This is a genomic window from Arthrobacter sp. T572, assembly GCF_056780115.1.
In genome coordinates, this window is record NZ_JBRAZQ010000002.1 from 4,057,087 (window position 1) to 4,083,227 (window position 26,141).

At 64.9% G+C, this 26,141-nt stretch carries 30 protein-coding genes; 7 read left to right on the forward strand and 23 right to left on the reverse strand.

Translation table 11 applies throughout. The features are described 5' to 3' along the window. Positions 1-3: 3 nt before the first annotated feature. Both ACUYMZ_RS19965 and ACUYMZ_RS19970 read right to left on the reverse strand, forming a co-directional pair. Positions 4-726: a GAF and ANTAR domain-containing protein gene (locus ACUYMZ_RS19965; RefSeq protein ID WP_481605548.1), complete on the reverse strand. Its 723-nt coding sequence runs from the start codon at positions 724-726 to the stop codon at positions 4-6. 122 nt (positions 727-848) lie between these two features. Continuing rightward, positions 849-1,184: a hypothetical protein gene (locus ACUYMZ_RS19970; protein WP_481605550.1), complete on the reverse strand. Its 336-nt coding sequence runs from the start codon at positions 1,182-1,184 to the stop codon at positions 849-851. A 115-nt stretch (positions 1,185-1,299) separates the two neighbouring features. Between ACUYMZ_RS19970 and ACUYMZ_RS19975 the strand changes: the two genes are divergently transcribed. Further along, positions 1,300-1,893 carry a histidine phosphatase family protein gene (locus ACUYMZ_RS19975; protein ID WP_481605552.1) on the forward strand — a complete coding sequence of 198 codons (594 nt, stop codon included), beginning with the start codon at positions 1,300-1,302 and terminating at the stop codon, positions 1,891-1,893. 5 nt (positions 1,894-1,898) lie between these two features. Here ACUYMZ_RS19975 and ACUYMZ_RS19980 read toward each other — a convergent pair whose 3' ends face one another. Then, positions 1,899-2,063 carry a hypothetical protein gene (locus ACUYMZ_RS19980; RefSeq protein WP_481605554.1) on the reverse strand — a complete coding sequence of 55 codons (165 nt, stop codon included), beginning with the start codon at positions 2,061-2,063 and terminating at the stop codon, positions 1,899-1,901. A gap of 141 nt (positions 2,064-2,204) precedes the next feature. Between ACUYMZ_RS19980 and ACUYMZ_RS19985 the strand changes: the two genes are divergently transcribed. Next, positions 2,205-2,492 carry a hypothetical protein gene (locus tag ACUYMZ_RS19985; RefSeq protein WP_481605556.1) on the forward strand — a complete coding sequence of 96 codons (288 nt, stop codon included), beginning with the start codon at positions 2,205-2,207 and terminating at the stop codon, positions 2,490-2,492. An 81-nt stretch (positions 2,493-2,573) separates the two neighbouring features. Here the strand turns inward: ACUYMZ_RS19985 and ACUYMZ_RS19990 are convergent, their stop codons facing one another. After that, positions 2,574-2,858, reverse strand: coding sequence for a hypothetical protein (locus tag ACUYMZ_RS19990; RefSeq protein ID WP_426004763.1), 285 nt, complete (start codon positions 2,856-2,858; stop codon positions 2,574-2,576). 77 nt (positions 2,859-2,935) lie between these two features. Between ACUYMZ_RS19990 and ACUYMZ_RS19995 the strand changes: the two genes are divergently transcribed. After that, positions 2,936-3,724: a ZIP family metal transporter gene (locus tag ACUYMZ_RS19995; RefSeq protein WP_481605944.1), complete on the forward strand. Its 789-nt coding sequence runs from the start codon at positions 2,936-2,938 to the stop codon at positions 3,722-3,724. Positions 3,725-3,824: 100 nt separating this feature from the next. On the opposite strand, the gene ACUYMZ_RS20000 is transcribed toward ACUYMZ_RS19995, so the two are convergent. After that, entirely contained in the window at positions 3,825-4,061 is a 237-nt protein-coding gene (locus ACUYMZ_RS20000; protein WP_426004765.1) for a DUF6458 family protein, read from the reverse strand. Between the two features lie 204 nt (positions 4,062-4,265). Between ACUYMZ_RS20000 and ACUYMZ_RS20005 the strand changes: the two genes are divergently transcribed. Further along, a complete protein-coding gene (locus ACUYMZ_RS20005; RefSeq protein ID WP_481605558.1) occupies positions 4,266-6,167 on the forward strand; it encodes a glycoside hydrolase family 15 protein in 1,902 nt (633 codons plus the stop codon). A 1-nt stretch (position 6,168) separates the two neighbouring features. Here ACUYMZ_RS20005 and ACUYMZ_RS20010 read toward each other — a convergent pair whose 3' ends face one another. The 3 genes from ACUYMZ_RS20010 to ACUYMZ_RS20020 form a co-directional block, all read right to left on the reverse strand. After that, positions 6,169-6,333, reverse strand: coding sequence for a hypothetical protein (locus ACUYMZ_RS20010; RefSeq protein WP_442423125.1), 165 nt, complete (start codon positions 6,331-6,333; stop codon positions 6,169-6,171). Between the two features lie 175 nt (positions 6,334-6,508). Further along, the gene (locus ACUYMZ_RS20015) at positions 6,509-7,399 is read right to left on the reverse strand and encodes a DUF2382 domain-containing protein (protein ID WP_481605561.1); all 891 of its coding nucleotides are present in this window, start codon (positions 7,397-7,399) and stop codon (positions 6,509-6,511) included. A gap of 187 nt (positions 7,400-7,586) precedes the next feature. Continuing rightward, positions 7,587-7,955 carry a hypothetical protein gene (locus ACUYMZ_RS20020; RefSeq protein WP_481605563.1) on the reverse strand — a complete coding sequence of 123 codons (369 nt, stop codon included), beginning with the start codon at positions 7,953-7,955 and terminating at the stop codon, positions 7,587-7,589. Between the two features lie 52 nt (positions 7,956-8,007). Between ACUYMZ_RS20020 and ACUYMZ_RS20025 the strand changes: the two genes are divergently transcribed. Continuing rightward, complete coding sequence (locus ACUYMZ_RS20025; protein WP_481605565.1) at positions 8,008-10,209, forward strand: HNH endonuclease signature motif containing protein; 2,202 nt, start codon at positions 8,008-8,010, stop codon at positions 10,207-10,209. Positions 10,210-10,522: 313 nt separating this feature from the next. Here the strand turns inward: ACUYMZ_RS20025 and ACUYMZ_RS20030 are convergent, their stop codons facing one another. Next, entirely contained in the window at positions 10,523-11,710 is a 1,188-nt protein-coding gene (locus tag ACUYMZ_RS20030; RefSeq protein WP_481605567.1) for a 4-hydroxybenzoate 3-monooxygenase, read from the reverse strand. Between the two features lie 107 nt (positions 11,711-11,817). After that, positions 11,818-12,558, reverse strand: coding sequence for an IclR family transcriptional regulator (locus tag ACUYMZ_RS20035; RefSeq protein ID WP_426004771.1), 741 nt, complete (start codon positions 12,556-12,558; stop codon positions 11,818-11,820). 211 nt (positions 12,559-12,769) lie between these two features. Between ACUYMZ_RS20035 and ACUYMZ_RS20040 the strand changes: the two genes are divergently transcribed. Continuing rightward, positions 12,770-14,047, forward strand: coding sequence for an MFS transporter (locus tag ACUYMZ_RS20040; protein WP_481605569.1), 1,278 nt, complete (start codon positions 12,770-12,772; stop codon positions 14,045-14,047). Positions 14,048-14,087: 40 nt separating this feature from the next. On the opposite strand, the gene ACUYMZ_RS20045 is transcribed toward ACUYMZ_RS20040, so the two are convergent. From ACUYMZ_RS20045 to ACUYMZ_RS20100, 12 genes are all read right to left on the reverse strand, one after another. Then, on the reverse strand, positions 14,088-14,573 hold the full coding sequence (locus tag ACUYMZ_RS20045) for an Hpt domain-containing protein (protein ID WP_481605571.1): 486 nt from the start codon (positions 14,571-14,573) through the stop codon (positions 14,088-14,090). Next, complete coding sequence (locus ACUYMZ_RS20050) at positions 14,566-15,339, reverse strand: signal peptidase I (RefSeq protein ID WP_481605573.1); 774 nt, start codon at positions 15,337-15,339, stop codon at positions 14,566-14,568. The genes ACUYMZ_RS20045 and ACUYMZ_RS20050 overlap by 8 nt, the downstream gene beginning before the upstream one ends. A 194-nt stretch (positions 15,340-15,533) precedes the next feature. Then, positions 15,534-16,139 carry a TasA family protein gene (locus ACUYMZ_RS20055; protein ID WP_481605575.1) on the reverse strand — a complete coding sequence of 202 codons (606 nt, stop codon included), beginning with the start codon at positions 16,137-16,139 and terminating at the stop codon, positions 15,534-15,536. A gap of 166 nt (positions 16,140-16,305) precedes the next feature. Beyond that, entirely contained in the window at positions 16,306-17,796 is a 1,491-nt protein-coding gene (locus ACUYMZ_RS20060; RefSeq protein WP_481605577.1) for a hypothetical protein, read from the reverse strand. 101 nt (positions 17,797-17,897) lie between these two features. Beyond that, positions 17,898-18,761, reverse strand: coding sequence for a serine/threonine-protein kinase (locus tag ACUYMZ_RS20065; RefSeq protein WP_481605579.1), 864 nt, complete (start codon positions 18,759-18,761; stop codon positions 17,898-17,900). Next, positions 18,758-19,468, reverse strand: coding sequence for a hypothetical protein (locus ACUYMZ_RS20070; RefSeq protein WP_481605580.1), 711 nt, complete (start codon positions 19,466-19,468; stop codon positions 18,758-18,760). The genes ACUYMZ_RS20065 and ACUYMZ_RS20070 overlap by 4 nt, the downstream gene beginning before the upstream one ends. Positions 19,469-19,552: 84 nt before the next feature. Continuing rightward, on the reverse strand, positions 19,553-20,050 hold the full coding sequence (locus tag ACUYMZ_RS20075; RefSeq protein WP_481605582.1) for a MarR family winged helix-turn-helix transcriptional regulator: 498 nt from the start codon (positions 20,048-20,050) through the stop codon (positions 19,553-19,555). 84 nt (positions 20,051-20,134) lie between these two features. Then, entirely contained in the window at positions 20,135-21,193 is a 1,059-nt protein-coding gene (locus tag ACUYMZ_RS20080; RefSeq protein WP_481605945.1) for an FUSC family protein, read from the reverse strand. A gap of 158 nt (positions 21,194-21,351) precedes the next feature. Further along, complete coding sequence (locus ACUYMZ_RS20085) at positions 21,352-22,599, reverse strand: hypothetical protein (protein ID WP_481605584.1); 1,248 nt, start codon at positions 22,597-22,599, stop codon at positions 21,352-21,354. After that, complete coding sequence (locus ACUYMZ_RS20090) at positions 22,596-23,117, reverse strand: hypothetical protein (RefSeq protein WP_481605586.1); 522 nt, start codon at positions 23,115-23,117, stop codon at positions 22,596-22,598. Before ACUYMZ_RS20090 ends, ACUYMZ_RS20085 begins: the two co-directional genes overlap by 4 nt. 1 nt (position 23,118) lies before the next feature. Continuing rightward, complete coding sequence (locus tag ACUYMZ_RS20095; RefSeq protein WP_481605588.1) at positions 23,119-23,958, reverse strand: COG1470 family protein; 840 nt, start codon at positions 23,956-23,958, stop codon at positions 23,119-23,121. A gap of 81 nt (positions 23,959-24,039) precedes the next feature. Beyond that, complete coding sequence (locus tag ACUYMZ_RS20100; protein WP_426004785.1) at positions 24,040-24,495, reverse strand: hypothetical protein; 456 nt, start codon at positions 24,493-24,495, stop codon at positions 24,040-24,042. A 459-nt stretch (positions 24,496-24,954) separates the two neighbouring features. Here ACUYMZ_RS20100 and ACUYMZ_RS20105 point away from each other — a divergent pair, with 459 nt between their 5' ends. Further along, entirely contained in the window at positions 24,955-25,122 is a 168-nt protein-coding gene (locus ACUYMZ_RS20105) for a hypothetical protein (RefSeq protein ID WP_481605590.1), read from the forward strand. Here ACUYMZ_RS20105 and lipA read toward each other — a convergent pair. Further along, entirely contained in the window at positions 25,119-26,126 is a 1,008-nt protein-coding gene (gene lipA, locus ACUYMZ_RS20110) for a lipoyl synthase (protein ID WP_426007037.1), read from the reverse strand. The genes ACUYMZ_RS20105 and lipA overlap by 4 nt on opposite strands. Positions 26,127-26,141 lie beyond the last annotated feature (15 nt).

The following is a 26,141-nucleotide window of genomic DNA, read 5'->3' on the forward strand; positions in this document are numbered from 1 at the left end:
CGGTCAGGAGTCATGTCCAGACAGGCCATCAATGACTTCCTGTGCGATGTCCCGCAACGTCCGGCCCTCCCTGGTGGACCTTGTAATGAGATGCAGGATGGCTTCACCTTCATCGAGGCCATGGCTGGCCATGATGATTCCCTTGGCAGTACCGACCACATTGCGCTGCAGCAAGGCTGCTTTAAGCTGCTCGCTCATCGAGGAAACCCTGTCCCGGGTCTGGATGTTGAGCAGGAAGATGGCCGCCTGTGCAGCCAGGGTCTCCAGGAGGCGGACCAGACGCGGCGACGCGAGTTGGGGGTTCTCCCAGTAGATCTTGATGGCACCGAAGGCCAGGCCGCCGGAGACCAGCGGAACACTGATGCAGGAGCGCAGGCCAAGGTCGAAAGCGGCAGCACCCCATTCGGGCCATCGGCTGTCCAGCCGGACATCCTCCACAATGACGGGCCGTCCGGCGGCCCACGCCGTCAGGCATGGACCCTGGCCCATCTCATACTGCAGGGCGTCGGCTTGCGCCACGAGATCGTTGGTGGAAGCAGTGCTGCTGCGGTAGCCGTCCGGCTCGATCAGGGAAACACCCGCGCCGGAGGCATCGTCAGCAGCCAGTACGGCGGCTTCGGTGATGAGGTTCAGTGCGGCGTCGACTGTTTCCTCGCTGAGGAGCATGCCGTTCGCCCAGGCAAAAACCGCAGCCAGTTCGCCAGGCAGCGGCAGTTCAGTATCCATGACTGCTCCACTCCGTGATTGTTGGCCTGCGCAGGAAAGAAGTTCCCCATGCTTCATCCCAGCACACAAAGCACCGATGCTCCACTTCTGCGCAGGACAAGTTGAATTCTTCCGTGGAGGGATTATCGGAGCAGGAGCCCGCGGTCCTCCGTGACGTCCTGCAGGTCATCCAGTGACTCGGCGGACCAGCACGTGTCGCAGTGCATAACGTAGTCGCGCGCAGCCGGGCCTACCATGTGCAGACCGGCGTAGGACTGGTTCCTGGAGTGGCGGACACGGTGGAACCGCTGCTTCCTGAGCGCGGCGCCAAGGGCACGCTCGGACACGGGAGTGCTTCCTTGCAGGTGGCACCAACTGATGTAGAGGCCGTACAGGGTGTCGAAATCCAGGCCTTCAGTGGTGTCTTCCTCATACACCAGGGACTCATGGATGAATTGGGTCAGATCGTGGCGAATCATGGCAACCTCGGGATTAGTAATCGTTGCCGGACTGCATCAGCTCTGACTCTTTCACTATAGGCTTCCCGGGTCACACAAGCCATGGGTTCAGGTTGTTGCCGGCGGGCAGGGCAGAATGGACATCATGACCCTTACCACCTTCGCCCTCGTCCGCCACGGCCAGACTGACTGGAACGCAGAGCGACGGCTGCAGGGCGCCACGGACATTCCGCTCAACGAGATTGGCCGCGGACAGGCCCGGGATGCCGTGGGCATCCTTTCCGGCTATGAATGGGACACGATCGTTTCCTCGCCGTTGAGCCGGGCCGCAGAGACAGCCGACCTCATCGCCGAAGGCCTTGGGCTGAAGGTAGCGCGGCGGGTACCCGCGTTGACCGAACGGAGCTTCGGGGAAGCAGAGGGGCTGCAGGCAGGGCCGGAACTGGAAGCCCTCCGTATCGACGGCGGATTCCGCGGCGGCGAGAGCGACGAAGACGCTGCCAACCGCGGCATCGCAGCACTCCACGAACTGGCCCAGGAGTTTCCCGGACAGCGTGTGCTGGTGGTGGCACACGGGACCCTGATCAGGCTGGCCCTCAGCAAAGCGATCGGACGGACCTTGGACAGTGTGCAGAATGCCGTGCTGAATCTGGCGCACCACCATGTGGACGATGGATGGCGCCTGGAATACTTCAACGGCGAGCTTCTGACGTCCCCTGTGGACGCCTGACTTCCTCAACGGACAGGCCAGCGAAGGTGGCTGGCCAGGCTCGCCGGAGCGGGTGGCCCAGGCTCGCCGAAGCGGATGGCCCAGCCTGGACGCAGCGGGTAACCCTGGGCGGCAGGCCGCAGCGGGTGGGCCAGGCTCGCCACAGCACCCCGGTTATTGACATGGGCCATGCCACTTTGCGTATGCTCGACGCAGTCAAGAAGTTGGCCCCAACGCTCCATGCCTTGGAGGTCAGCATGCCTCTCGCCGCCGCCCGCCAATCCCGCTTGGCCGGATCCCCCAGATCTGGATCCCCCGGGTCTGGATCCAGCTTGGCCGGATCCCCCGGAGCTGGACCCCGCGAGGCCGGATCCCCAGAGGCCGATTCCGCCGGGGCCGATTCCGCCGGGGACAAGGAGCCACCCACGGGCGCTGTCACCACGGTGACAGCGGTGGTGTCACTGGCGGCCGACTGCTGGTTCGAACTCCAAGTAGCCCAATACCCGGGCCTGGTGGTGCACGCGGCACGCCTGGAAGATGCTGAAACGGCCGTCGTCAACGCGTTGTCGCAGCTGACCGGCAGGGACCCCGGGGAGTTCGAGGTCCACCTGCAGTACTGACCAACCTGGTACCGACCAACCTGCAGTACTGACCAACCCGGTACTGACCAACTCCGGGCTCGATCAGCCGCAGTAACGGGCCTAGCGCTTTTCCAACGCTGTCTTCAGTGCCTGCACGAAGTCCGGGTACGCCGCCGCGATCTCTTCAAGGTCCACCGTTTGGGGAAAGTCGATGACGGGCTGCCGCTCAGCCAGGTAGTGGGACGTTTCCTCGACGATCCGTTGCCCGTCATGGCCCTCCAGCCCGGACTCCCCCAGGAAATCAGAGGTGACCCGGAAGACCGATTCCCCGGTCTGCCCCTCCGACGCCCAGCGGACCACGTATTCATCCTGGTTGACAAGTTCAATGTCGAACGACTTCTCCATGGCAGCAGCCTACGCCGGGAACCCGCGTCCCAGGGACATGTAAAGATCAGGCTCCTTACTTCTATACTGGCCGTGTGATGGCAGCATTGTGGTTTGGATTGATTGCCTCCAGCGCCCTGGTGATCGGCGCCCTGGTCGGCGTGCGGTTCGAACTGCCCAAGCGGCTTCTCGCCATCCTCTTGTCCTTCGCTGCCGGCTCCCTGATCACGGCCCTTGCCTTTGAACTCTTTGAAGATGCCTACGAACAGGGCGGCATCCTGAGGGCGGCACTGGGCCTCGCCGCCGGAGCCTTGGTTTTCACCGTCCTGAGTGCACTGCTGGACCGCTGGGCGCAGGCGGGCAACAAGACCAAACCTGCCGACGAAATCCAAGGCAGCCCCAAGCTCGACACCGACGCCGCCGCCTCCGGCAAGCGCGCTACCTCCGCCTCGACGCGCGGCGCCGCCGGCATGGCCCTGCTGGCGGCAGTAACCTTGGACGGCGTCCCGGAAAATGTGGCCCTGGGCATCTCCCTGCAGGAAGGCTCCGGCGGCCTTGCCCTCCTGGCCGCAATCTTCGTATCCAACCTGCCCGAGGCCCTGGTGGGCGCGTCCTCCATGCGCAGCCAAGGCAAGTCCGCCGGCGCCACCATGCTGCTGTGGACCGTCTGCGCCGTCCTCCTTGTGGCCGCGGTGATGCTGGGCGCAGGACCATTGTCTTCCGCGGATCCGCAGACCATCTCCCTGCCGCTCGCTTTCGCCGCCGGCGCCGTCATTGCTTCCCTGGCCGACACGCTGATGCCGGAAGCCTACGAACACGGCGGCCCGGCGGTGGCGTTGAGCACGGCAGCGGGATTCGTCCTGTCGTTCTCGCTGTCGCTTGCCTGAGTGGCAGCGGCGCAGCACCCCGCCTTAACGCAAGGAAGCGCACGACGGCGACCTCCCGCCGTCGTGCGCTTTGTCGCCAGGGTGCCTGGCTGATTTTCTGTTAGATATCGGTGCGGCGTTCGACGATCGTGTCCGGCGCGCCGCGGCGCTCCACGACCGTGTCCGTACGCCGGGTCCGGGTGCTCAGGATGATGGAAACGATGAGGCCGATGACTCCGGCCACTATCAGGATGTAGCCAATAAGAACTTGATCAACAAAGGGAATGAGTCCCGGGGCAAGAGCGAAGGCCAGGATCGCACCGATCGCGATCAGGGCTATGGAAGAACCTATCCTCATGGTCGTGCTCCTCTCGTGGTCGGCGTCCGGAGAACGGAAGAACCCGGGCACTGCCGATATGGTAAGCATACTGACGGAGAATGTGGGGGCACCAGAGCTTTGTGCCTTGCATTGTCCGCCTTACGTCGGGCCGGTTCTTTCAGGCCGTGCCCGTAAGGAGTAGCGTCGGGCGTAGCCAGGACGCCGACGGAAGGATCTGATGCCTTGCCCAGGATTGAGGACTACGCGATCATCGGGGACCTGAACACCGCGGCTTTGGTGGGCCGTAACGGGTCCATCGACTGGATGTGTCTTCCGCGTTTCGACTCCCCCGCATGTTTCGCCGCACTGCTGGACACAAGCGAAGCCGGCCGCTGGCTGATTGCACCCGCCGGCGCCCCGGGCAACTGCACCAGACGCCGGTACCGGCCGGACACGCTCATCCTGGAAACCGAATGGGAAGTTGACGGCGGCGCAGTACGCGTCACCGACTTCATGCCCGTCCGCGACGACGCCGTGGACCTTGTGAGGATCGTGGAAGGGCTCTCCGGCGAGGTGGCCATGCGCGGCGAGGTGGTGCTTCGCTTCGACTACGGCCGGGTGGTGCCCTGGGTCCGCCACAGCAAACACGGCATCAGCGCAGTGGCGGGACCCGACTCCGCCTACCTCACCACACCGGCCCCGTTGCGGGGAGAAAACAAACACACCGTCAGCGAGTTCACCGTGCGAGCGGGAGACCGCATCCCCTTCGCGCTTCGCTGGGCTCCGAGCCACGAACCCGAGCCACGCCGCATCGACCCCTTCAAGGCGTTCGACGCCACCGATTCGTTCTGGCGCGAATGGATCGCCAGGAGCGAGATGGAGGGCAAGTACAAGGACCCCGTGGAGCGGTCGCTGATCACGCTGAAGGCCCTGACGTACGCTCCCACCGGCGGGATCGTGGCTGCGGCAACAACCTCCCTGCCCGAACAACTTGGCGGGTCCCGGAACTGGGATTACCGGTTCTGCTGGCTCCGTGACGCCACGCTGACGCTGCAATCGCTCCTGGCGGCCGGATACACGGAAGAAGCCGCAGCTTGGCGCGAATGGTTGCTCCGCGCCATCGCCGGCGACCCCTCCGAGCTGCAGATCGTCTACGGCCTGGACGGCTCCCGCCGGCTTCCCGAAGCGGACATCCCCTGGCTGTCCGGCTACGAAAACTCCCGGCCGGTCCGCACCGGCAACGCCGCCGCACCCCAACTCCAGCTGGACGTGTGGGGTGAAGTCCTGGACGGACTGTCACTGACCCGGGCTGCGTCACCGCCGGGCACCGTGGATACCTCGTGGGACATCCAGGTCGCGTTGATGGAGTACCTCGAAGGCGCCTGGGACAAGCCCGATAACGGACTATGGGAAATGCGCGGACCGCGCCGCCACTTCACGCACTCCAAGGTCATGGCCTGGGTTGCGGCAGACCGCATGGTCAAGGCGGTCAGGACCTCTGGCTTGCCCGGACCGGACGACCGTTGGGCAGCACTGCGGAGCGGGATTCACGCTGATGTGATGAGGAACGGTTTCAACGAGGAACTCAACTCATTCGTCCAGTCCTACGGCAGCAAGGAACTCGACGCCAGCTTGCTGCTGGTTCCCCGCGTCGGCTTCCTGCCGCACCGCCATCCCAGGGTTGCGGGTACCGTGCAGGCCATCCAGGAGCGGCTCACGGAAGATGGCCTCGTGCTGAGGTACCGGACAGAGTCAGGTCACGACGGACTGACCGGACATGAAGGCGTATTCCTGGCGTGCTCGTTCTGGCTGGTGGATGCTTTGCTGGGACTGGGCCGAGGGGACCAAGCCACCGCACTGTTCGAGCGCCTGCTGTCACTCCGCAACGACGTCGGCCTGCTCAGCGAGGAATGGGATCCGGCCTCCCAACGACAACTGGGCAACACACCGCAAGCCTTCAGCCACTTCCCGCTGATCCACTGCGCACTGCAACTCCACCACGGCCAAGCCCACGGCAGCGACACTCCATTGCAGCGGCCCAAGCATCCCGAACGGGGATCCGGCCAACTGCCCAAGAACGCCATGGAGAGCGGCCCGGGCACGAGTCATCCGGCCCCGGAGAAGCGGCCGGAAACCAGCCGCTGACTTACGACTCGGTCGTCTGCTCGTCAGGATGGGCGGACTCCGCTTTGTGCCGGGCCTCCTCCAGGTGCTGGTCGAGTTTGCGCTCAGCCTCGCGGCGGCGCTGGCCCACGGTGCTCATCTGCTGTGTGGTAGGTGAGCCCTGCTCCGTGTCCTGTTCCTTGTTCATGGCCATCCGATCTGCGGCCTTGCTGCGGTAGCAGCAGGTGGTGGGCCAAACGCCCGACGGCGACCTCCCGCCGTCGGGCGCTGACCCTACTGGTGTTGACCCCACCGGTGGCGGAATCCCGGGGCTGACGCCCCTTGGCTTTGGAATCCGTCAGCCCTGGAGGGGCTAGTGAGGGCTAGAGCCGACGGGTCTCGTCGGTGCCGTCCGTTTCGATGCGTTCCTTGCGGATTTCCTCGTTGACGGGGACGTTCTCCGTGACCGTGTCCTTCTCCAACCGGACCCGCTCCACCGGAACGGTTTCCTTTTCCACCACCGGACGCTCCTCGTGGAGGGTCACCTCGTGCTCACTCTCGGTCAGGTCCGGGCCCGAACGTGCATCACCGGCGTTGGCGTCCGTAATGGGCTCACGCTCCAGACGGACCTCCTCGCGCTGCACGGGAACCGTGGTGCTGACATGCTCCGTGGTGATGTATTTGCGCAGTCGGGCGCGGCCTGTGGTGGTCTGCTCGGCGCCCACGTTGAGCCGCTCCTCCGAACGGGTCATGGCGTCGTCGCCGCGGGAGGCGCGGTCGTTGTCCAGACGGTCGGCGTCCACATCGTCCGTGCGGTCGCCGAAGCCGGTGGTTCCGGCCCCCGTGGTGGTTCCGGTTCCGGTGGTGGTTCCGGTTCCGGTGGTGGTTCCGGTTCCGGTGGTGGTTCCGGTTGAGGTGGTGGCGTAGCCAGCCGTCCCGGTTCCTGGGGCGTAGCCGTCTTCGATGCCATAGTGGCTGTAGAGGCGGCGTTCCTCTTCGGGATCCAGGTGGCCATCCTCGGCTACCCTTGGCGCGTCCTTGATGTGGTCCTTGCTGTAAGGAACCAGGACGTCGTCACCGTCAACGGTGGCCCCTTCCAGCGGGATAAACGACTCGGAGGTGCCGAAGAGACCGGTTTTGACGGTCACCCACGTAGGCTCCCCTGTGTCGTCGTCTGTGTAGAAAGTACCAATCGAGCCAACCTTGTCCCCTTCTGTGGTGCGGACATTTCCGTCGAGGCCCAACAAACGGTCGATGTTTTCCCTGGCGAGCATGGCGTCTCCTTGGAATTCGATGTGTGGTGCTTTTCATGTCCGGCGGCCTGCTTCACCGGTCTCAGGATCCGGGAGCGGAGTGGGATCGTGGAATCGATCGTTCTGCATCACGGATTGATAATATCGTAAGCATGCTTAGTGTTTAGTTGGCAAGGGGGAAGGCAAAAATCGGGTTTGTGTTTCCCTCTCACGTCCCACCGGGTTTATCGGCTTTCCTCGCACATCCCGACGGTTTTCCGGCGATCCGCTCGCACATCCTTACGTGTTTATCAGCGTTCCTCTCACATATCCCGACGGGTTCACCGGCGTTCCCCTCGCATATCCCGACGGGTTCACCGGCGTTCCCCTCGCATATCCCGACGGGTTCACCGGCGTTCCCCTCGCACATCCCGACGGGTTCACCGGCGTTCCCCTCGCACATCCCGACGGGTTCACCGGCGTTCCTCCCGGACATCCCTTCACCGGGTTTCGCGGTGTCCGTTCCGCCGGCGCTCCTCCCGGACATCCCTTCACCGGGTTTCGCGGTGTCCGTTCCGCCGGTGCGGTGGTTTTCCACATACGGGATGTTGGGTGGTTACATAGCGGCGGCGGGTTGGGAGGGTTGGTTCATGGGAATCAACGGACAGGTCGCGGCCCTTCGGGCAGGAACATCCGCCCTTGCCGGCCCCACGCCCGCTCCCGCCGGTGGTGAAGTGGAGGAGGCGTTGGAAGAGGGCGCCGCCGCCCTCGAAGCCCTGCGGAGCGCGGCGGGTTCGGCGGCACGGCTGTTCGATGTCCAAGAGGCCGCTGACTTCGCCGGCCGGGTCGAAGACCTCGCCCGGACCATTGGGTACCTCCAGATAGTTGCAGCCCAAGCGGTCGAGCGAACCCGCGAGGCAGCCAAACATACCCCACACACCACCACCGCTTTTGCTGCCGAAACCGTCGGCGCGGGTGCGGGTGCGGGTGCGGGGCCGGGATGGCGGACGGGTTGGACCGAAACCGACAACACCCTCGACACCGGCAACGCCCCCGACACCCCAGGCACCCCCGACACCCCAGGGCACCCAGGCCAGGACCCTGCCGACCAAACCGGAACCCTCCCGGCCGCGAAAGAAGCACGCACCACCGCCGGGGAAGGGAGCACCTCGGCCGAGCCGGCTTGGCAGAACAGGTCCGTACTCGATGACGGATACCGCAACACCGCCGAATTCCTTCGCGCCCGGCTGCGGATCGAGATCCGCGAAGCCCGGCGCCGCCTTGCCTTGGCCCACGACACCCTCCCCGGAACAACAATCACCGGCCAGCCAACCCCCGCCCGACACGAAGGGCTCGCCCACGCCCTGGCCACCGCCCAAATACCATCCCGCTCAGCAACAATCATCACCACCGCCCTGGACCAGGTCCGGCACGCCGCCCATCCGCAGACCTTGGCCGCCATGGAACACGCCCTCACCACCACCGCCACCGAATCTGACCCCGACTTCGTCGCCAAAATAGCCCGCCGCTGGAGCGACCGCATCGATCAGGACGGCCCCGAACCCACCGAAGAAGCCCTCCGCCACCACCAAGGCGCGTTCATCCGCAAACCCCGCCACGGACTACACCACATCGAAATCTTCGCCACCGCCGAACAATACGAAACCCTCGCAACAGCCATGAACGCCGCCACCAACCCCCGTCTAACCCCCACCACGCCAAGCAACAGCACCACCACATCGAACGCACCCGGCCCCACCCCAGAAACTCCCGGCGCCACGCCAAACAACAGCACCACCACACCGAACGCACCCGGCCCCGCCTGCCTCAACGCCCAAGGCACCGGCACCTATCCAGCCGCCGACACCACCGCCGACACGACCCCCTCAGCAGTCGCAAAGACCTACCCCGCTGCCAGCAAACCCGCCCCGGCCACCGCAGCCGTCATCGAGCACAAATCCTTGGCCCACCCCGGCACCCCACCCCACCGAACACCCACCAGCCACAAGCAACCCACCAGCCCCACGCCCGGGCCCGCCCCGGAACTGGACCGCCGCTCCCGGGCGCAAAAGCTCCTCGACGGCCTCGTCGCCGCCTGCGCACTGGCCCTCAAAACCACCCATCTACCAGCCAACGGCGGCCTCAAACCCCAACTCACCATCACCATCGACGCCCATGAACTCTTCAACCAGCTCCACCCCACCACCAAGCCCACCCAAAAACACCTCTCCACCGGAACCGCGACCTTCACCGGACCACTACACCCCAACACCATCCGCAAAATCGCCTGCGACGCCGACATCCTGCCCGTCCTGCTCGGAACCGACGGACAAATCCTCGACATCGGCCGCACCACCCGGATCTTCCCACCCCACATCCGCAAAGCCATCACCGCCCGTGATCAAGGCTGCGCCTTCCCCGACTGCACCATCCCCGCCCCCTGGTGCGAAGCTCACCACATCACCTACTGGTCACACGGCGGACCCACCAGCACCAACAACGGCACCCTTCTCTGCTCACACCACCACCACCTCATCCACAAAGAACAATGGAAAATCACCACCCGGAACGGCACCCCATGGTTTACCCCACCGCCACACATTGACCCCCAACAAGCCCCACGCCGAAACCACCACCACACAACCACCCACACAAAACACGCCACCCACGACTCACCCACAAACCACACGCCCACAAACCACACGCCCACAAACCACACGCCCACAAACCACACGCCCACAAACCACACGCCCACAAACCACACGCCCACAAACCACACACGGCAGGTGCCGGTGAAGGAGATCCCGACCACGAACAGCGGACCGCCGCCCGAACGGGGCAGGCCGGATTGACTCCTAGACCTGCTCTCTGAAACAGACGCATGAAACAGACGCATGAATCAGACGCGCCAGGACAACACAGAAGCGCCCGACAGCCAGCGGTCACCAGAGGGTGACGCGCTGCTGTCGAGCGCCTCTCAAATGGGCCACGAAATCAGGACACGAAGCCGAGTCGGCCTAAAGCATTGCGGTCGTAGTCACCACACGAGGAGCATCGGGCCAGGAAGAGCATCGGGCCGGGAACAGCCACCAGACTCAACACGAACCGGGGGACTAAACCAGCCGCCGGACTTGTCGCCGACCATCAGGCCAGCAACCGCCGAACCTACCGAGAGCCCGGCCAGCCCGTGTAGGCCTCGGCGAGGTATGCCTTGCCATGCTCCGACGTGACCACCGAGTGCAACTCACCGAGTTGGCGGGCACGGTCGAAATCATCGGCACCAGGGACGGTGTGCAACATGGACGTCATCCAGTAGGAAAAATGCTGGGCCTTCCAGACGCGGTCCAAGGCGCGGTCGCTGTACGTGTCCAGGAGCAACGTGGACCCGCTGGCATAGTAGGACTCCAGGCCTTCGAACAGCACCTTGACGTCGTGGACTGCGAGGTTGAGCCCCTTGGCCCCGGTAGGCGGCACGGTGTGCGCGGCATCGCCAGCGAGGAAGAGGTTGCCGTGCCGCATCGGGGTGTGCACGAAACTGCGGAACGGCAGCACCATCTTCTCGATGACCGGCCCTTCCTTGAGCTCGAACCCGTTGCCGTTCACGCGTTTGCGGAATTCCGACCAGATGCGTTCGTCATCCCAGTCGTCGACGTTTTCCTTCGGGTCGCACTGGAAGTACATGCGCTGCACCGTTTCGGTGCGCTGGGAGATCAGTGCGAACCCGTCGGCGGAATTAGCGTAGATAAGCTCGTCGGCGCTACGGGGCGCCTCGGCGAGAATACCGAACCAGGCGAACGGATACTCGTGGAAGTACCACTTCCGGTTCGCTTCGGGGATCTGGAACCGGCAGTGGCTGCGGGAGCCGTCGGCGCCGACCAGGAAGTCCGCCTGAACCGCGAATTCCTGACCGTCGGCGTCGGTAAACCACAGCTTGGGCTTACCTTCAAGATCATGCACGCTGGTGTCCGTGACGTTGTACCGGACGTCGCCACCGTCGGCCTCACGCCGCGCGGCCAGGTCCATGAACACGTCGGTCTGCGGGTAGAGCCACACGGACTCGCCCACAAGTTCCTTGAAATTGATGCGATGACTTTCGCCGTTGAAGCGAAGCTCGATACCGTCGTGCCGGTCTCCTTCCCGGAGTACACGGTCGGACACCCCGGAATCGACCAGCAGGTTGACCGTTCCGTGTTCGAGGATGCCTGCGCGCACCGTTTCGCTGATCTGCTGGCGGCTGCGGATTTCCACGACCACGGATTCGATGCCCTGTTTGGCCAGCAGGTGTGACAGCATGAGGCCTGCCGGACCTGCGCCCATGATGGCGACCTGGGTGGTGATGGTTGTTCTGGCCATGAGTTCCTCGCTTCTTTGCGCCCCGCCGAAGCAGCGGGCTGAGTCTGGAATCAGTGTGAACCAGACGCCGTGACCGACGTTACAGGGATTCCATTCAACGGAATCCTTCAGTCGGCCAGCAACCGTCCGATACCACGGGCAGCGGTCTGAAGCGCCGGAACCAGCGCCTGCAGCCGCACCTCGGCCAAGGGAACAACCACGCCAAGCGCGGCAACGGTTTTCCGCTTGCCGTTCATCACCGGTACCGCAATCCCCCACGTGTCAGGATCCACCACGCCCGCAAGCTGCGCGTACCCCTGTTGGGCGGCTTCGGCAAGCAAGTGACGTACGACGTCGACACTCACCTTTCCGGTCGGATCCTGGAACTGCTTGAGGTACTCCGCCTGCAGTTCACGGGGCTGGTTGGACATCAACGCGAGCCCCGCCGAGGATATGTGGACCGGCATCCGTCCGGCAATCTTCGCCCTGTTCGCAACCGAACCGCGGCGGGAAAGGCGTTCGACGAAAAGCGCCTCCCATCCTTCAAGAACAGCGAGGTTCACGTTCTGGTTCAGGACCTGCTGGATGTCCTCCATGAACGGCATGGCCGCCTGGCGAAGGGCCAATGTGGGCGAGTTCCTGTTGACGAGTTCCCATAGCCGGAGCCCCAGCCGGACGCTGCCTCCTGCCCCCAGATCCAGCAGCCCATGATGTGAAAGTTGCCGCACCAACCTATGGGCAGACGACAACGGCAGCCCGGATCGTTCGGCCAGCTCGGTCAGCTGCAGCGTTGTCACGCCTTCCGGGAACGCCTGAAGTATCCTGACCACGCGGTCCACCACCGAATCCCCCGATATCGAATTGGCCACGTTGCCTCCTTGCCTGCGCGCTCGCGAGCTTCGTGACGCGGACCCACGTCCGGCCAGTGCCTTGATCAGCACCCCGCTTGACTCACGATAGGCGAGCGCCTTCCATTCAATGGTAGAACGTGTGCTGCGCAACAAGTCCGGGTGATAGAACTCTCATAACTGACCGGCCGTTCTGGCGGGTCAACCGCTCATCACACTTACCGAGGACGCTATGCCAACGATGTCATCTTCCCGCCGCTCCCAATGGCCCGTCTGGCTCTGCTGGCTGGCCATGGTCCTTGACGGCTTCGACCTCGTGGTCCTGGGCACTGTCATCCCTACGCTCATCAAGACCGGCGACCTGGGATTCGATGCTGTAGGTGCCACCTTCGCAGCCACCATCTCCTTGGTCGGCGTCGGCCTCGGGGCATTGTTCATCGCACCCCTTTCGGACAAGTTCGGCCGCCGCAAACTGCTGATCGCATGTGTGGCCGGTTTCTCCCTGTTCACGATCGCCATCGCCTTCGCACCCAACGTCGCAGTTTTTTCGGTCCTGCGAATGTTGGCCGGGCTCGGCCTGGGAGCATGCCTTCCCGCCGCCCTCGCCTACATGAACGACTATGCGCCGGCAGGGTCGGCAGGGAAGTCCACCACCAGGACCATGACCGGCTACCACGTGGGCGCTGTCGCTACCGCCCTCCTGGCCATCGTCATCGTTCCCAACTGGCGGCTGATGTTCATCATTGGTGGCGTGGCGGGGCTGGTGCTCCTGCCGTTCCTGTGGGCCAAGCTCCCCGAGTCCCTGACGGAAGCAGCCCCTTCAGCGGCGGGTCGGGAGCCCAAGGCGGGTGCCGCCGTCGGGCATTCAGACGGCACCACAGCGGCGCCGAAGACCGGCTTCCGCGACCTGCTTCAAAAGCCATACCCGTTGGTTGCCGTGGGCATCGGTATCGCGTCCTTCATGGGACTGCTGCTCGTCTACGGACTCAACACCTGGTTGCCGCAGCTGATGGCCGCCGCCGGGTACACCGTCAGCACGGGCCTGACCCTGCTGCTTGTCCTGAACCTGGGGGCCGTGGCGGGCCTGGTCCTCGCCGGTATCCTGGCCGACCGGCACGGTACCAAGAAGATCGTTTTGATGTGGTTCGGCCTGTCAGCGGTGTTCCTGGCGGTCCTCAGCGTCAAGATCCAGAATGAACTGCTGCTCAACGCCGCCGTGTTCGTCACGGGCATCTTCGTGTTCAGTTCGCAGGTGCTGGTCTACGCGTGGGTGAGCCAGCTGTTCCCGGCCAGGCTGCGGGGAACCGCCCTCGGATTCGCCGCCGGCGTGGGCAGGCTTGGTGCCATTGTGGGTCCCGCGGTGACCGGCACCTTGGTTGCCGCGAACATCGCCTACCCCGCCGGGTTCTACGTCTTCGCCGGGGCCGGGGTCCTGGCGGTGGCTGCACTGCTGTTGGTACCCCACCACATCAAGACAGATATGGATGCCGTGCCGGCGGGAGAACGGTAACCGCCGGCACGACGACTGGAGCCCACGGCGGCCAGGGGGACTAGATCCCCCCGGCCGGCCGTGGGTTTGCTGCTTGGCCCGGAATCAGCGGAATTCCACGTGCCAAGGTTTCCCACGCCCTGCCCAGCAACTGCGGGCCGGCGGCTACGCATCGCTCGCTGTAGCTCTGGAGTGCGGGCAGTGCCTTGGCCACGAAGTCCAGGTGATGGGCCCTGATCATCAGCTCAAGCTCACGGCACTGATGTTCGGCTTCCACCGCGCCCACCATGGCTGATGAAACCTTCAGGCTCAGGACGGCGGTCATGGTTGCCTCTTCATCACCTTCGTCCAGCCCGCTGCAGATGTTCGAGATGCGGCCGGGCAACATCGAGAGGTACATGGAGCACAGGCGCAGGACTGGTTGGGCATCACCGAGCTCGTCCGCCAGATGTTGAAGTCGACGGTCCTCGAAGACAGGTGTTTCGGCGGGACTGCCGGCAGGACCCATGGTGCCGGGGGCCGGATGATCGCAAGGGAATTCAGACATCGCCGCTCACCTCCCGACCAGTGGTTTCAGGCGTCCCGTCCCGGGTAGTCCCGCGCGTCCCGCTGGGTCCGGGCATCTCGCTGGCCCTGCGCGCCCCGCTGGCCCCGGGCGTCCCGTCCGGCTTCGTGCCCCATATGGAGGCAAGCATCCCGACCACCAGGACAGCGGGCGCTCCGTACATGAGGGCATTCAGGACGACGGGCTCGCGCAGGGCACGAATTGCCGAACCCACGTAGGGAATCGTGGCCACGTGTTTGTCCACGGTTTCGCCCTGCAGTGTGGCGATCCACGGGTCGACGCCGTTGTTCGCGTCGCCCTTTGTTTGCACTGCCACCTGTCCGTCTGCAGCAGGGGTGATGTCCGTGATCCGATGGGTTTCCACCCGCTGGTCCTCCACGGGAATGTGGTAGGTGATGACGTCTCCCACCTGGAGATCGCTGATGCTGGTGGGGACGGTGACCACAACGTCGCCGGGGTTGATCAGCGGGGCCATGGACCCGGTCAGCATGGTGGACGTCTGATAGCCGAGGACCCTGGGACCTATCGCGAGGAACACGAACATCAGCGCCGCCACTACCAGCATGCACGCGGCCACGATCCTGAAGATTGCACCTGCAATGCGGTGGATACCGCCCCGCTTCATGGCTGCTTTGGGTGCCGCTGCGGACTGCTTCACAGCGGCGGTCTTGGGGGTAGCGCCAGTTGATTCCCCGGTGGAACGCCTGTCACGGAGGCCGGGGTGGTCCAAGCTTGTCAATGCGCTCAATGTCCTGCGTTCCTTCCTCTTGTGATGGCGGTGTTCTGCGATGGTCGGGGGCTGCGATGGTCGGGTTCTGCGGTGTTTAGGTTCTGCGATAGTCGGATGGAAATCCGCCGTTGGTGGATTCACGGTTTCACCGGCGGACCTGGTCAGGCAGGGGGGAGGCCCGACCAGGCCCGACGGAGCCTGTGGTGGTGCAGCTACTTGACGGTTTCGGTGCGCTGGGTTCCGGTCAAGCTGAAGGCGATGGTGCTGGCGGCGCCTTGGAAGGTATCGGGGGCAGTGGCGGGGAACGAGGTGGTGACCTTCAGGTTGTCCGTCTTGGAGGATGCCAGTGAGGTCAGGTTGTTCAGGACCTTGTTGGCGGTGATCACGGGAGCGGAGGCCATCACGGTGGTCTTGTTGCCGTTGCAGGCGTAGGGTGCGGCGGTGCCCGTCCAGGGAACGCTGCAGTTTTCAATGGTGAGCTGCAGTCCGTGCGTCACGTCGGTGGTGAGGAGGGAGCCAGTGGCGCCGGCCGACGTCGTCAGTGTGATGGCGTTGAGGTCGGAGTTGCCGGTGTTTCCCAGGGTGACCAGCTTTTCCACCTTGTCCCCGGGGAGCAGCCCGGCCACCGGAACGCTGAGCGTGTTGGAGGTGCCGGATCCCAGCGCGATGGTGACGGTGCCGGCCGTGACTGCCTGGTTTGCCGACGTCGACGACGTGAAGGCACCGTAGGTGCCCATGCCGGCGACGGCGGCCGCGGTGCCTACGAGTGCGACCGACGCGAGGATCTTGCCGCTGGTGGTCTTCAGGCTGATGGCCATGTGGATCCTGTCCTTCCGAGAGGCCACCACTGCGGGCCGGCCGTTTCATCCAGCCTGTCCGGCTGACAGGAATTACTGTGCCGGGGCAGCATCAAGAACCGGTCCTGCAAACCCTCAACTGTTGCTCAGGAAATTCTCAAGACCCATTGGCGAAGTGCGGAGGCTCTCAGGACGGCAACAATCCGAGCAGCGGGACGGTGACCGCCGTCGTGATGGCCATGGCAGCGGTGTTCCCGATCACCGGGTGGAATCCCTCTGGAAGGCGTGCCGACACCACGCGCGCAATAGGTGGCGCGAGTACCGCTCCCAGCACGGCCCCGCCAACGATGCCCTGCCACGAGCCATTGAAGGCGAGGACTGCCGCCGGGGCAACCGACACGACTGACGCGTAGGTCGCCGCCCACCCGCCGCCCCGGTACCAGCCGCGCCAGAGCACGATGCCCAGCGCAGAGGTGAGGGCCTGGGCGAACAGGATGTGCGGCAGCAGTCCCGAGCCGTACGCCGGGAGCGCCGGATTCAGCACGAACGCGATCGAGACCCCGGCGATCAACCCCAATCCCGCGATTCCGTTGGCGTAGAAGTGTGTCTCGGTGAAGTCCTTCAGGACCCTCTGCGCCGCCCAGCTCGCGTCGACGCGCACTTGCTTGCCGGCGCGCACTTGGTCGCCGGCGCGCACTTGGTTACCGGAGGGCAGCTGGTTGCCGGCGCGCAGCTGGTTGCCGGCGCGCAGCTGGTTGGTGCCCGACGGCGGTGGGCCGGCTTCCGGTGCCGGGTCCTGCTTCCGCAGGACAAGCCAAGGCAGCCTGCGGGCGATCGCAAACGCCACCACCGATCCCGCTGCCATGGCCAGGACGTTGGCGACCACGGCAGGAAGACCGAGCGGAACAGAGACCGCGGGAATGAACAGCAGGGCCAAGGGCGTGGTGGTCAATACCCCAAGGACCGCCGCGGTGAGGCAGGTCAACCACCCGCGTCCGTACATCAGGACCATGGCCGGGGCCACACAAACCAGGGGCACAAACGTGGGCTGCCATCCGCCGTCGAGCATTTTGCTGAACGCAAGGTTGGACAAGAGCAGGCTCAGCATCCCCGAAGCCAGCACCCAAGGCCAGAGGCCGGTACCGTAGCTCAATCCGCCCCAGGGGTCGCTGCCGGCCTCGAGCCCCTTCCGGAGTCCGCGGCGTCGCCGTCCGCACCACCATGCCACGACGGCCCCGGCCAGCAGGCCGATTGCCGCGAGTTCAGATTTGAAGAAGAGCGGCTCGGTCATGTCGCCAAGGAACCAACGCAATGCGGCGAGGGGTTGGCCGGCGGCTGCTGCGGCCCAGCCGTCGTAAGCGGGACCCCAACCGGGCGAAGCGGCCGCCAGCTTGGTGAGGGCCAGCGACAATCCCCCCACCAGCGCGACCACGCTGAACGCACCCAGGATGGTACCCAGTGCACCACGCTCCTGCGGCCGGCCACGCTGCGGCCTGCCAGACAGCGGCCGGCCACGCTGCGGCCTGCCGGACAGCGGCCGGTCACGCTGCGGCCTGCCGGACAGCGGCCGGTCACGCTGCGGCCTGCCAGACTGCGGCCGGTCACGCTGCGGCTGGCCAGACTGCGGTCGGCCAGGCTGTGGGTGGCCGGTGGCGTCCCGGGCCGAGGAGAGCGTCATTGGTTACCCCCAAGCATGCGGATGCGGCGTAGATCGAATGCAGCGTATCCGAGCCGACGAGGAGTCCCCCATTTGGGGAGTTACGGGGGATTTGTGACCGGCTACCGGTTGATCCGGCGGAGCATCCTGGTGGCTTCTCGCGCAGTCGGCCGCGCTTCCGGGCTTGGATCCGTCATAGCGTGCAACACCATGGACCAACGCCGTAAAACAGTGCCCGGGATCCTTGGTTCAGTCAGCGTCCGGGCAACCATCGATTCAAGGGGCGGCCCGGGGAATGCTTTGGTCCCGGTGAGGCATTCGAGCGCCACCAAGCCTAAGGAGTAGATGTCGCTGGCCGCCGTCGCCGGTTCGCCGGCAACTTCCTCCGGACTCAGGTAATGCGGAGTTCCGGACGAGGAGCCGGGCGCTTGATGGCGCGAACTCAGGGCGATGCCGAAGTCGGTCAGTCTCGCCTCGCCGTCGTGAGTCCTGCTGAAGTCCACCAGGATATTGCCGGGCTTCACGTCGTTGTGGATGACGCCCCTCCGGTGGACGTGGGCCAGTGCACTGGCGATGTCCGTCATCCATGCGGCTGTCCGCAGTGAGGACACCGGACCGGCGTGGGTAATGCTTCTGAGGTCTTGACCGTCCACCAGCTCCATTACCAGGAAGTTGCGCGCCTCACCGCTCCCTTGATCAAGGACGGCACGGCCCCCATTCCGGATCCGGACGACGTTCCGGTGCTTAAGCCGGCTGTGGATCTCCAGCTCCCGCCGATACGGGGCGTCGTCGCTGGGATCTTTGGCGCGGAAAACCTTCACGGCAACAAGGTTCGAGGTGCGCAGGTCCAGGGCTTCGTGCACATGGGCTTCGGATCCACCGCCCAGGTGCCGGCCGAGGCGGTACCTGCCGTTCAGTACCGGGTGCCCGGATTCAGGATCCGGACGGTGCGCCGGCTCGCTTAGCCCGGGATCCGCGAGCGTCACCGGACGAGGGTTTCAGCTTCGTGGGCCGGTATTCCCGCCAGCCTGGCCAGTTCCTGAGGCTCGACGCCGGCGTCGACAGCCTTCCTGAAAGCCAGTTCAAGCGTGTTCTGGGCAACTGTGAGCTCCCGCTGAAGGCTTTGCCGCCGCACTGCGGCAAGCCATACGCTGCTGACAGGGTCCACTGCGTCCATGTCCATGCGGAAACCGCAGTCGCATGCCCATTCCGGCCACACTGGCTCTACCGTGACCCACTGCATGGATTCAAAAGCCGGACCGGCCGAAACTGCCATGTTGGAGCCGCAGTGGACAGGGCCGGTGGCGAGCTTTTCGACGACGGCCAGCTCCCCGGCGTCAACCGTGCCCAACGCCGTTCCGGCGGTTTCCAGAATCTTTCCGGCAAGAGCAACGTCACCGGCAAGCGCAACGCCGCCGGCAAGAGCAACACCGTCCGCAAGAGCAACCTCGCCAGCAAGGGCAACACCATCTGCAAGAGCAACTTCCTCGCCCCTTGCCACCCCCTCGACGGCCTCATCGACAGCAGCAGCCAGATCGCCTCCGGGCGCGGCTTCTTCTTCGATGGTTGATTCGTCCAGAAGCGGAACGTCACCCTCCGGAGCATTCCCGGCATCCGTCGACGGAACGGTTTGGGTATTCTGGACTTCCTGGACTTCCGGTGAGGAATTCGGCTCACGCAGCACTGCTGTCATCGGTACTCCCACTGGCTAGATTCCTAAGTAGCTTGGCAATCTAGTTATATGCTTACTTAGCATTAATGTCCAATGAGGATCTAATCAGCTGCCGATCTCATCAATGGCGGCCCGCATGCGGCGCAGGAAAGCGGCCACCAAGGCTGCCTCCTCCCCCGACAGCGACTCCGCGACTTCCATCATGCGCTGATGCATGTCGCGCAGCGTGTTCCGCACCTCCTGGTCTGCGCCAGGAGTAGAGCGCAGGATCAAGGCGCGACGGTCCGTCGGATGGGGCTCCCTGGTCACGTACCCCGACTTCACCAGCCGATCCACCAGGGAGGTCATCGAGGCCGAGGTGACGCCCAGCCTGACAGCGAGCTCCTTGGGCCCCACGTCCTTGCCGGCCCTTTCGGCCTCCAGCAAATACCGAAGGGCAATCAGGTCCGTTTCCCCCATGCCCATGGCAGTCCGGGTCCGTCTGCGCATCGCAGCCTCAGCGGCCCGGTAATCCCTGAGTTCGTTGAGGACGTCGACAGCATCGGCCTGCGGACGGTCGGCCGTGCCGTACCAATAACCCAGCGTCGCGCTTCTGTTGCTCATCACCAACCCCTTGATAGACATATATCTTGACTGTCTAAGCAATTGATTTTAGGCGCAACAGGTCCTTGCACTCAAACCGCCGCGCTAGGCGGACGATCCGCGCACCCTGCGCCAGACAGCGGGGGCAACCACCACCGCGACGCCCACTGAAGCACCGATGACCGTTTCCACGATGCGGTCCCGAAGCAAAAGCCCCGGGTCTACCGGCGCAGCCAGCAGTGTGGCCACCAAAGCAAGGGGCGTGACAAAGATCTGCGCCACCATGTACTGCCTGGCGATGAACATCTCGGCTCCGAACTGGCACACCGCAACCACCAGCACCATGGCCCAGGGAGCCGGGTTGAGCCACAGGATGCCGGCAAGCAACACCAGCCCCACCACCGTTCCTGCGATTCTCTGGATGCCGCGGCTCACCCGATGCCGGGTGGAATGCCCCACCAGGGGCACCACGGCGGCCACCATCGCCCAGTACGTATGCCCAAAGCCCAGCCGCTCGCCCACCAGAGTTGCAATGGTCCCGGCAAGGCCAGCCGCCACCAGGTAGCCGCCACCCTCCAGCCACATGGCACGCCGCTCGGGAGCCGTATGCCGGATCGGCGGGGGACGCTTCCAGGGTGTGCGATGGCTCTTCACCACACGCGACGACATGCCCACGAGCAGGCAGAAGCCGGTAGTGAGGACTGAGACCAGCATCGCCTCCCATAGCGAGGGCTGCGAGGGGATGGACGCGATCGCGGCGAAAGCGAAGATGTGGAACAGTGAGCCTCCCGGCCTCAGCCGCCACGCAGCCACCACCACGGAACACAGCCCCGCGACCAGGGTGGTGGCCGCCGTCAGGAGCCAGGAGTAGGCCATGCCGTCGATGCCCAGTGCACCCGCCACACGCGCGGTCACCGTAGCCAACAGAATCACCAGCAGCATGAAGCCGCCGGCACGCAGCTGACTCCTGAACCGGACGCTGTGTGGCTCGTTGCGCCCATAGATTCCCGTGAAGGCACCGAACGACGCGAACACCGCCAGATCCAGCCGCCCCATCAACGTCAGGGTAATCAGCGGAACGAACACACCTACAGCGCAACGGAGAGCGGGATGGTGGTCCTTGTTTCCGGGACCCATCGTGAACATTTCCGTGACAGCCTTCAAGGGGCGGCTCGCCTTCCGTCGCAGGATCAAAAGTACGACGGCGGCACTGGCGTCCGCTTCCAAGGTTACTCCCGGCCCGCTGGGCTACTCAGGGTTCGGGCGCCAAAAGTGCCCCTCATCACGGTGGATGAAGGGCACTTCCGGGTTCGGGCTCCAGGTCAGAACCGTGAGGCCAGGCCTGCTGTCTGCGTGGTTGGCAAGGCGTTTCCGGCTGCGTCCGTCACTCCGGCTGCCGGGGTGTAGGACGGGGAGACGGTGGTGGACGTGATCGTGGCCGCTCCCGCCGTACCGGCTCCCAGGGTGATGGTCAGCGTGCTTTGGTCGTGGTTCCACTGCAGGCTGGATGCGTTGGTGTTGTTGCCCATGAAGGTGAGCGGCACCGAGGTGTAGTCCGCTCCCAGGGCCACGGAACCAACCCGGAGTGTGGGGCAGCCCGCGCCGGTGACGGTGAGGACATCGTTGGCGCTGATGTTCACTACCACTTGGTTGTTGCCGTTGCCGTTCTGCGTCTGGATACCGGGGCCGTTGGTCCAGGCACTGCAGATCGTGGCCGGGTTGAGCGGTTCGGAGAAGGTGATGGTGACCGAGTCGCCCCGCTCCACCTTGCCGGCCGTGGCTCCGCCGTTGTTCAGCCGGACCGAGCCCACCGCCGGTGTGATGACGTCCTTGGTGGACGTTGCTGTGCCTGCAGCCCCCGTGTTTCCGGCCGCATCAGTGGCCCGGGCCGAGTACGTGATGGTTCCGGCGTTGAAGGCCGTAAGGTTCAGCGGCGCTGCCGTCCAAGCGCCCGCCGCGTTCGCGGTGAGGGTCTGGCTGGATGACTGTGTGCCCGAGTCGGTGACGATCAGGACCACCGTGGACCCGGCCTCGGCTGTTCCGCTCACGGGCACATTCCCCACATTGGCTTGGTTGACGTAGGTCGGCGCAGTAATTGCAGGAGCAGCAGGCGGGGTGGAATCGATGGCAGCCGCCGCGCCCCGGTTGCTTTCGGCACCCTTCCAGGACGACAGCAACGGCGTCACTGTGTAGTACCAGGTCCCGGAGGGGACCGTCTCGGAGCAACCCAATCCAGCCACCGTTCCGCTACAGGTTCCGCCGGCAGCAATCGCGGTGCCCCCGGTAGCTGCACTGTAGCGGGCGATGCTGTAGCCGGTCACGGACCTGCCTGCCGCCGTCGTGCCGGCCTCCCACGCGACACTGACGGTGCTGCCCGAAACGCTGGTACTGGGAGTGGCGCCCTGGCCGACGGTGTCGGCTGCGGCCGCCCCGAAGTTGCTGGCCACCGAGCTCCAAAAAGCACTGGCCGCCGGGCCACCCCATGAAAGAAGGAGAACGCCCATAACGATCACGGCGCAACGCCGCACCAGGCCCGTGGACGGCGGGCCTTCTTGACGATGCCGGCTCACTTGCGCACCTCCAAGGTGACGGGGACAGCAAACCGGGCTCCCTGGCAGGCGGACGGTGACGACGCGCCCATGCTGGCCGCTCCGGGGAGGGTCAGCAGGATGGAGGTGTTCGCGGGAATGACCACCGGCTCCTGGAAACCGGCCGGTGGGGTGAAAGTGACGTCCGTGGGCGAGCAGCCCGGGTGGGAGGCGTCAGCCGTTACGGCTCCGCTGGTGCCCACGGCATGGACGGTGACAGGATGCGGGTTGGGGTTGCCGGCCCGGACAATGACGTCGGCCGTGCCGCCGGGGACCAAGGCGGTCTGCAGGGTATCGCCCGGGACGAGCGCGTCCACCGTGACGTCCTGCATGGTTCCGTTGGTGGCGCTGCCGCTTCCGGCGCCTGCCGTTGCCCAGTAGGCGTAGGCCGACCCCATGCCTCCCAACAGGCACAATGCGACCGTGGTGGCCGCAGTCCGGGCCACGCGCCCCTTGCGGACAGTGCTGCTGCTCCGCCGTGATCTGGTTGCCGTGGTCATTTCAGTCCGCCTGTCCAGTGCCGGAGTACGTGAAGTGGATGGTCGCACCTTTGCATCCGTCCTGCAGCTGCAGGGTGTCCAGCATCTTTACGTGCGGCCATGCGGCCTGTGGAACACCCAACCCGGACAACGAACTGGTTCCCACCGGGATGGACAGCGGGTAAGTGCCGGAGTACTGCGTGAGCTGGTAGTCCGATACGGTGCACGGAAGGTTCGCTGCCACTGCTGTCTGCATCCGGACCACCTGGCTGATGGCTACCGTCAGGTTGGTGACTCCGAAGCCCTTGTTGCTGGTGTTGGTGAGGTGAAGATCGATCGGCCGCGATGTGCCGGGAGCAAGGACCCCGGCCACGGAGCCCGAAATCCCGAAGCTCCGCTTCACTTCCAGCACCTGCAACTGCCCCGGAGCCGCATTGGACTTGACGGTGCCGCTGGAGCCGGTGACGGTGAAGTTGGTTTTGGCAACGGCAGTGGTCGGTGCGGTGCCCAATGTCAGGGTCACCTGGGCGGTTCCGCCCGCAGGCAAGGATACCGACGACGGCGACCATGCCGCCGTCGTGCCCGCCGGAAGGCCCGCGGCTGCGAACGTAACCGGGCCCGAAAAGCCGCCCGTGGACGTCGCAATGACCGTATACGTGGCCGCCTGTCCTTGGTCCACGGTGCGGCTGGACGGCGTCAATGACACCGTGATTCCCTTGGGAGCTTTCGACGGCGTGCCCTGGCCACCGCTCGCAGCCAGCGCCGTGACGGGAATGAACGCCACCACCAAGGCCAGCAGGAGGGCGCGGACAGGTGCCCCGACGCGGAAGACGGGTGTTTTTCGCTGAGACCGGTGATCCATGAAAGCTCTCCTGATGGACTCGTGAGCGGGATGCGGAAGCCGGGTCCACCTCCCAGATGGGTGGGCCCGGCTGCCGGAGTTTTACTTGCTGGTGACGTTGACGGTCACGACAGCGGACTTGCAGGCATCCTGGTTCTCGGTGGCGCTGTCGTTGAACGTCAGGATGCCGGAGCCCACGGACACACCGCTGGTGTTGGCCGCAACGTGGTTGTTGCCGGTCACCGCGGTCACGGTGAACCAGGACGGGAGGCAGCCGGCGTTGTTGGTGCTGACGGTGGCGCTCAGCTCGCCTACCACCGTGCCGGACGTGGTCGCGTTGTCGGCCGTGTAGGCCACCGGAACCTGGTTGCCCGGGGCAAGCCCGGCGTCGAATGCGGCGTGCAGGGTTACCGTGCCGCCACCGGACGAGTTGGTGGCCGTGCCATTGCCCGAACCCGTGGTGGTCCAGTAGGCGTAGGCCGCGCCGCCGCCGACTGCTACCAATGCCACACCTGCGACGGCGGCGGTGATACGGCTCTTCCTGGAAAGCTTCTGCATTTTGACTCCTCTGTTGTTGTGCGTCCCCGGGGAGCCGACTCGCACCCCCAGCATCCGATCGGGTTTGTCGGATGAAGCGATGCCCCAATATTTCTGGCTGCCGCCACCCCCTTGCCACCCTTGGAAGTACGCCATTTTTTGCGCCGACCGACCGTTCAGGAATACGTCCTGATTCGCTTTAAGTACTCATTTTTCCGAAAGGGGACTACTTGGTTCCACGCTGGTGAAGGCCAGCGGGGGGACTCCTGGTGCGGCCTCTGCGCAAGGTGGATTTCCGCGCCAGTACTGGAATCGGGGGATGCTGGACACCGGTGCCCCGGTCCACGTTGGGGGCTCCTGGAGCGGTACTCAGTTTTTCTGCGTCCATTTCCGGCTTTTGGGCTTCTTGTCCGGAATGTGGACGGCGGGCTTGGAGGGGGTGCGTCAACATTGTGGCCGTCTTGAGCCAAAAATGCGCTGGTGTTCGAACGTGGCGAGGCTGCTTCACGGGCCCGCGCTTGTTCCCATGACGACGGCGGTCCGCCCACCGTGGGAGGTGGGCGGACCGCCGTCGTAGTATTTGTCCCCACCCTCATTTCCGGGCCGGGTGGCCTGCACAGTTCCGGCCGTGCGCCGGCCGTGGCCTAGCTGTGGGCGGCGAGGATGGTGGAGGCTTCCTGGCGGGTGGTTCCGGAGGACTCGATGTGGGCCAGGGCTTCGGGGATGGCCCAGCCCTTCTTGCGCATCGCGGTGGCCCAGAGCCGGCCGGCGCGGTAGGAGGAACGCACCAGCGGGCCGGACATGACGCCGAGGAAGCCGATCTCCTCGGCCTCGTGCTGGAGGTCCACGAATTCCTGCGGCTTGACCCACCGGTCCACGGGCAGGTGCCGTTCGGACGGGCGCAGGTACTGGGTGATCGTGATCAGGTCACACCCGGCGGCGTGCAGGTCCCGCAGGGCTTCGGAGATTTCCTCGCGGGTCTCGCCCATGCCCAGGATCAGGTTGGACTTGGTCACCATGCCCAGGTCCCGGCCCTGCGTGATGACATCCAAGGAGCGTTCGTAGCGGAACGCGGGCCGGATGCGCTTGAAAATACGAGGCACGGTCTCCACGTTGTGGGCGAACACCTCGGGCTTGGAGTCGCAGATCGCGGCGATGTGTTCGGGTTTGCCGGAGAAGTCCGGGATCAGCAACTCCACCCCGGTGCCGGGGTTCAGTTCATGGATCTTGCGGACCGTTTCGGCATACAGCCACACGCCCTCGTCCTCGAGGTCGTCACGGGCCACCCCGGTCACGGTGGCATAGCGCAGCTGCATGGCCTGCACGGACCGGGCCACCTTGGTGGGTTCGAACCGGTCCAGCGGGGAGGGCTTGCCGGTATCGATCTGGCAGAAATCACACCGCCGGGTGCACTCGGACCCGCCGATCAGGAACGTCGCTTCCTTGTCTTCCCAGCACTCGAAAATGTTCGGGCACCCGGCCTCCTCACACACCGTGTGCAGGCCTTCCTTCTTCACCAGGTTCTTCAACCCGACAAACTCCGGCCCCATCTGGACCTTCGCCTTGATCCACTCCGGCTTACGCTCAACAGGGACCGCAGCGTTACGCTGCTCGATACGCAGCAACTTACGACCTTCAGGTGCCAAGGTCATGGTTTTCCTTCGTCT

Coding starts and splice junctions, on each gene's coding strand:
- ACUYMZ_RS19965 (WP_481605548.1), bottom strand. CDS start 726: ATGGATACTGAACTGCCGCTGCCTGGCGAACTGGCTGCGGTTTTTGCC.
- ACUYMZ_RS19970 (WP_481605550.1), bottom strand. CDS start 1,184: ATGATTCGCCACGATCTGACCCAATTCATCCATGAGTCCCTGGTGTAT.
- ACUYMZ_RS19975 (WP_481605552.1), top strand. CDS start 1,300: ATGGACATCATGACCCTTACCACCTTCGCCCTCGTCCGCCACGGCCAG.
- ACUYMZ_RS19980 (WP_481605554.1), bottom strand. CDS start 2,063: ATGGCCCATGTCAATAACCGGGGTGCTGTGGCGAGCCTGGCCCACCCG.
- ACUYMZ_RS19990 (WP_426004763.1), bottom strand. CDS start 2,858: ATGGAGAAGTCGTTCGACATTGAACTTGTCAACCAGGATGAATACGTG.
- ACUYMZ_RS19995 (WP_481605944.1), top strand. CDS start 2,936: ATGGCAGCATTGTGGTTTGGATTGATTGCCTCCAGCGCCCTGGTGATC.
- ACUYMZ_RS20000 (WP_426004765.1), bottom strand. CDS start 4,061: ATGAGGATAGGTTCTTCCATAGCCCTGATCGCGATCGGTGCGATCCTG.
- ACUYMZ_RS20010 (WP_442423125.1), bottom strand. CDS start 6,333: ATGAACAAGGAACAGGACACGGAGCAGGGCTCACCTACCACACAGCAG.
- ACUYMZ_RS20015 (WP_481605561.1), bottom strand. CDS start 7,399: ATGCTCGCCAGGGAAAACATCGACCGTTTGTTGGGCCTCGACGGAAAT.
- ACUYMZ_RS20025 (WP_481605565.1), top strand. CDS start 8,008: ATGGGAATCAACGGACAGGTCGCGGCCCTTCGGGCAGGAACATCCGCC.
- ACUYMZ_RS20030 (WP_481605567.1), bottom strand. CDS start 11,710: ATGGCCAGAACAACCATCACCACCCAGGTCGCCATCATGGGCGCAGGT.
- ACUYMZ_RS20040 (WP_481605569.1), top strand. CDS start 12,770: ATGCCAACGATGTCATCTTCCCGCCGCTCCCAATGGCCCGTCTGGCTC.
- ACUYMZ_RS20045 (WP_481605571.1), bottom strand. CDS start 14,573: ATGTCTGAATTCCCTTGCGATCATCCGGCCCCCGGCACCATGGGTCCT.
- ACUYMZ_RS20055 (WP_481605575.1), bottom strand. CDS start 16,139: ATGGCCATCAGCCTGAAGACCACCAGCGGCAAGATCCTCGCGTCGGTC.
- ACUYMZ_RS20060 (WP_481605577.1), bottom strand. CDS start 17,796: ATGACGCTCTCCTCGGCCCGGGACGCCACCGGCCACCCACAGCCTGGC.
- ACUYMZ_RS20070 (WP_481605580.1), bottom strand. CDS start 19,468: ATGACAGCAGTGCTGCGTGAGCCGAATTCCTCACCGGAAGTCCAGGAA.
- ACUYMZ_RS20075 (WP_481605582.1), bottom strand. CDS start 20,050: ATGAGCAACAGAAGCGCGACGCTGGGTTATTGGTACGGCACGGCCGAC.
- ACUYMZ_RS20090 (WP_481605586.1), bottom strand. CDS start 23,117: ATGACCACGGCAACCAGATCACGGCGGAGCAGCAGCACTGTCCGCAAG.
- ACUYMZ_RS20095 (WP_481605588.1), bottom strand. CDS start 23,958: ATGGATCACCGGTCTCAGCGAAAAACACCCGTCTTCCGCGTCGGGGCA.
- ACUYMZ_RS20100 (WP_426004785.1), bottom strand. CDS start 24,495: ATGCAGAAGCTTTCCAGGAAGAGCCGTATCACCGCCGCCGTCGCAGGT.
- lipA (WP_426007037.1), bottom strand. CDS start 26,126: ATGACCTTGGCACCTGAAGGTCGTAAGTTGCTGCGTATCGAGCAGCGT.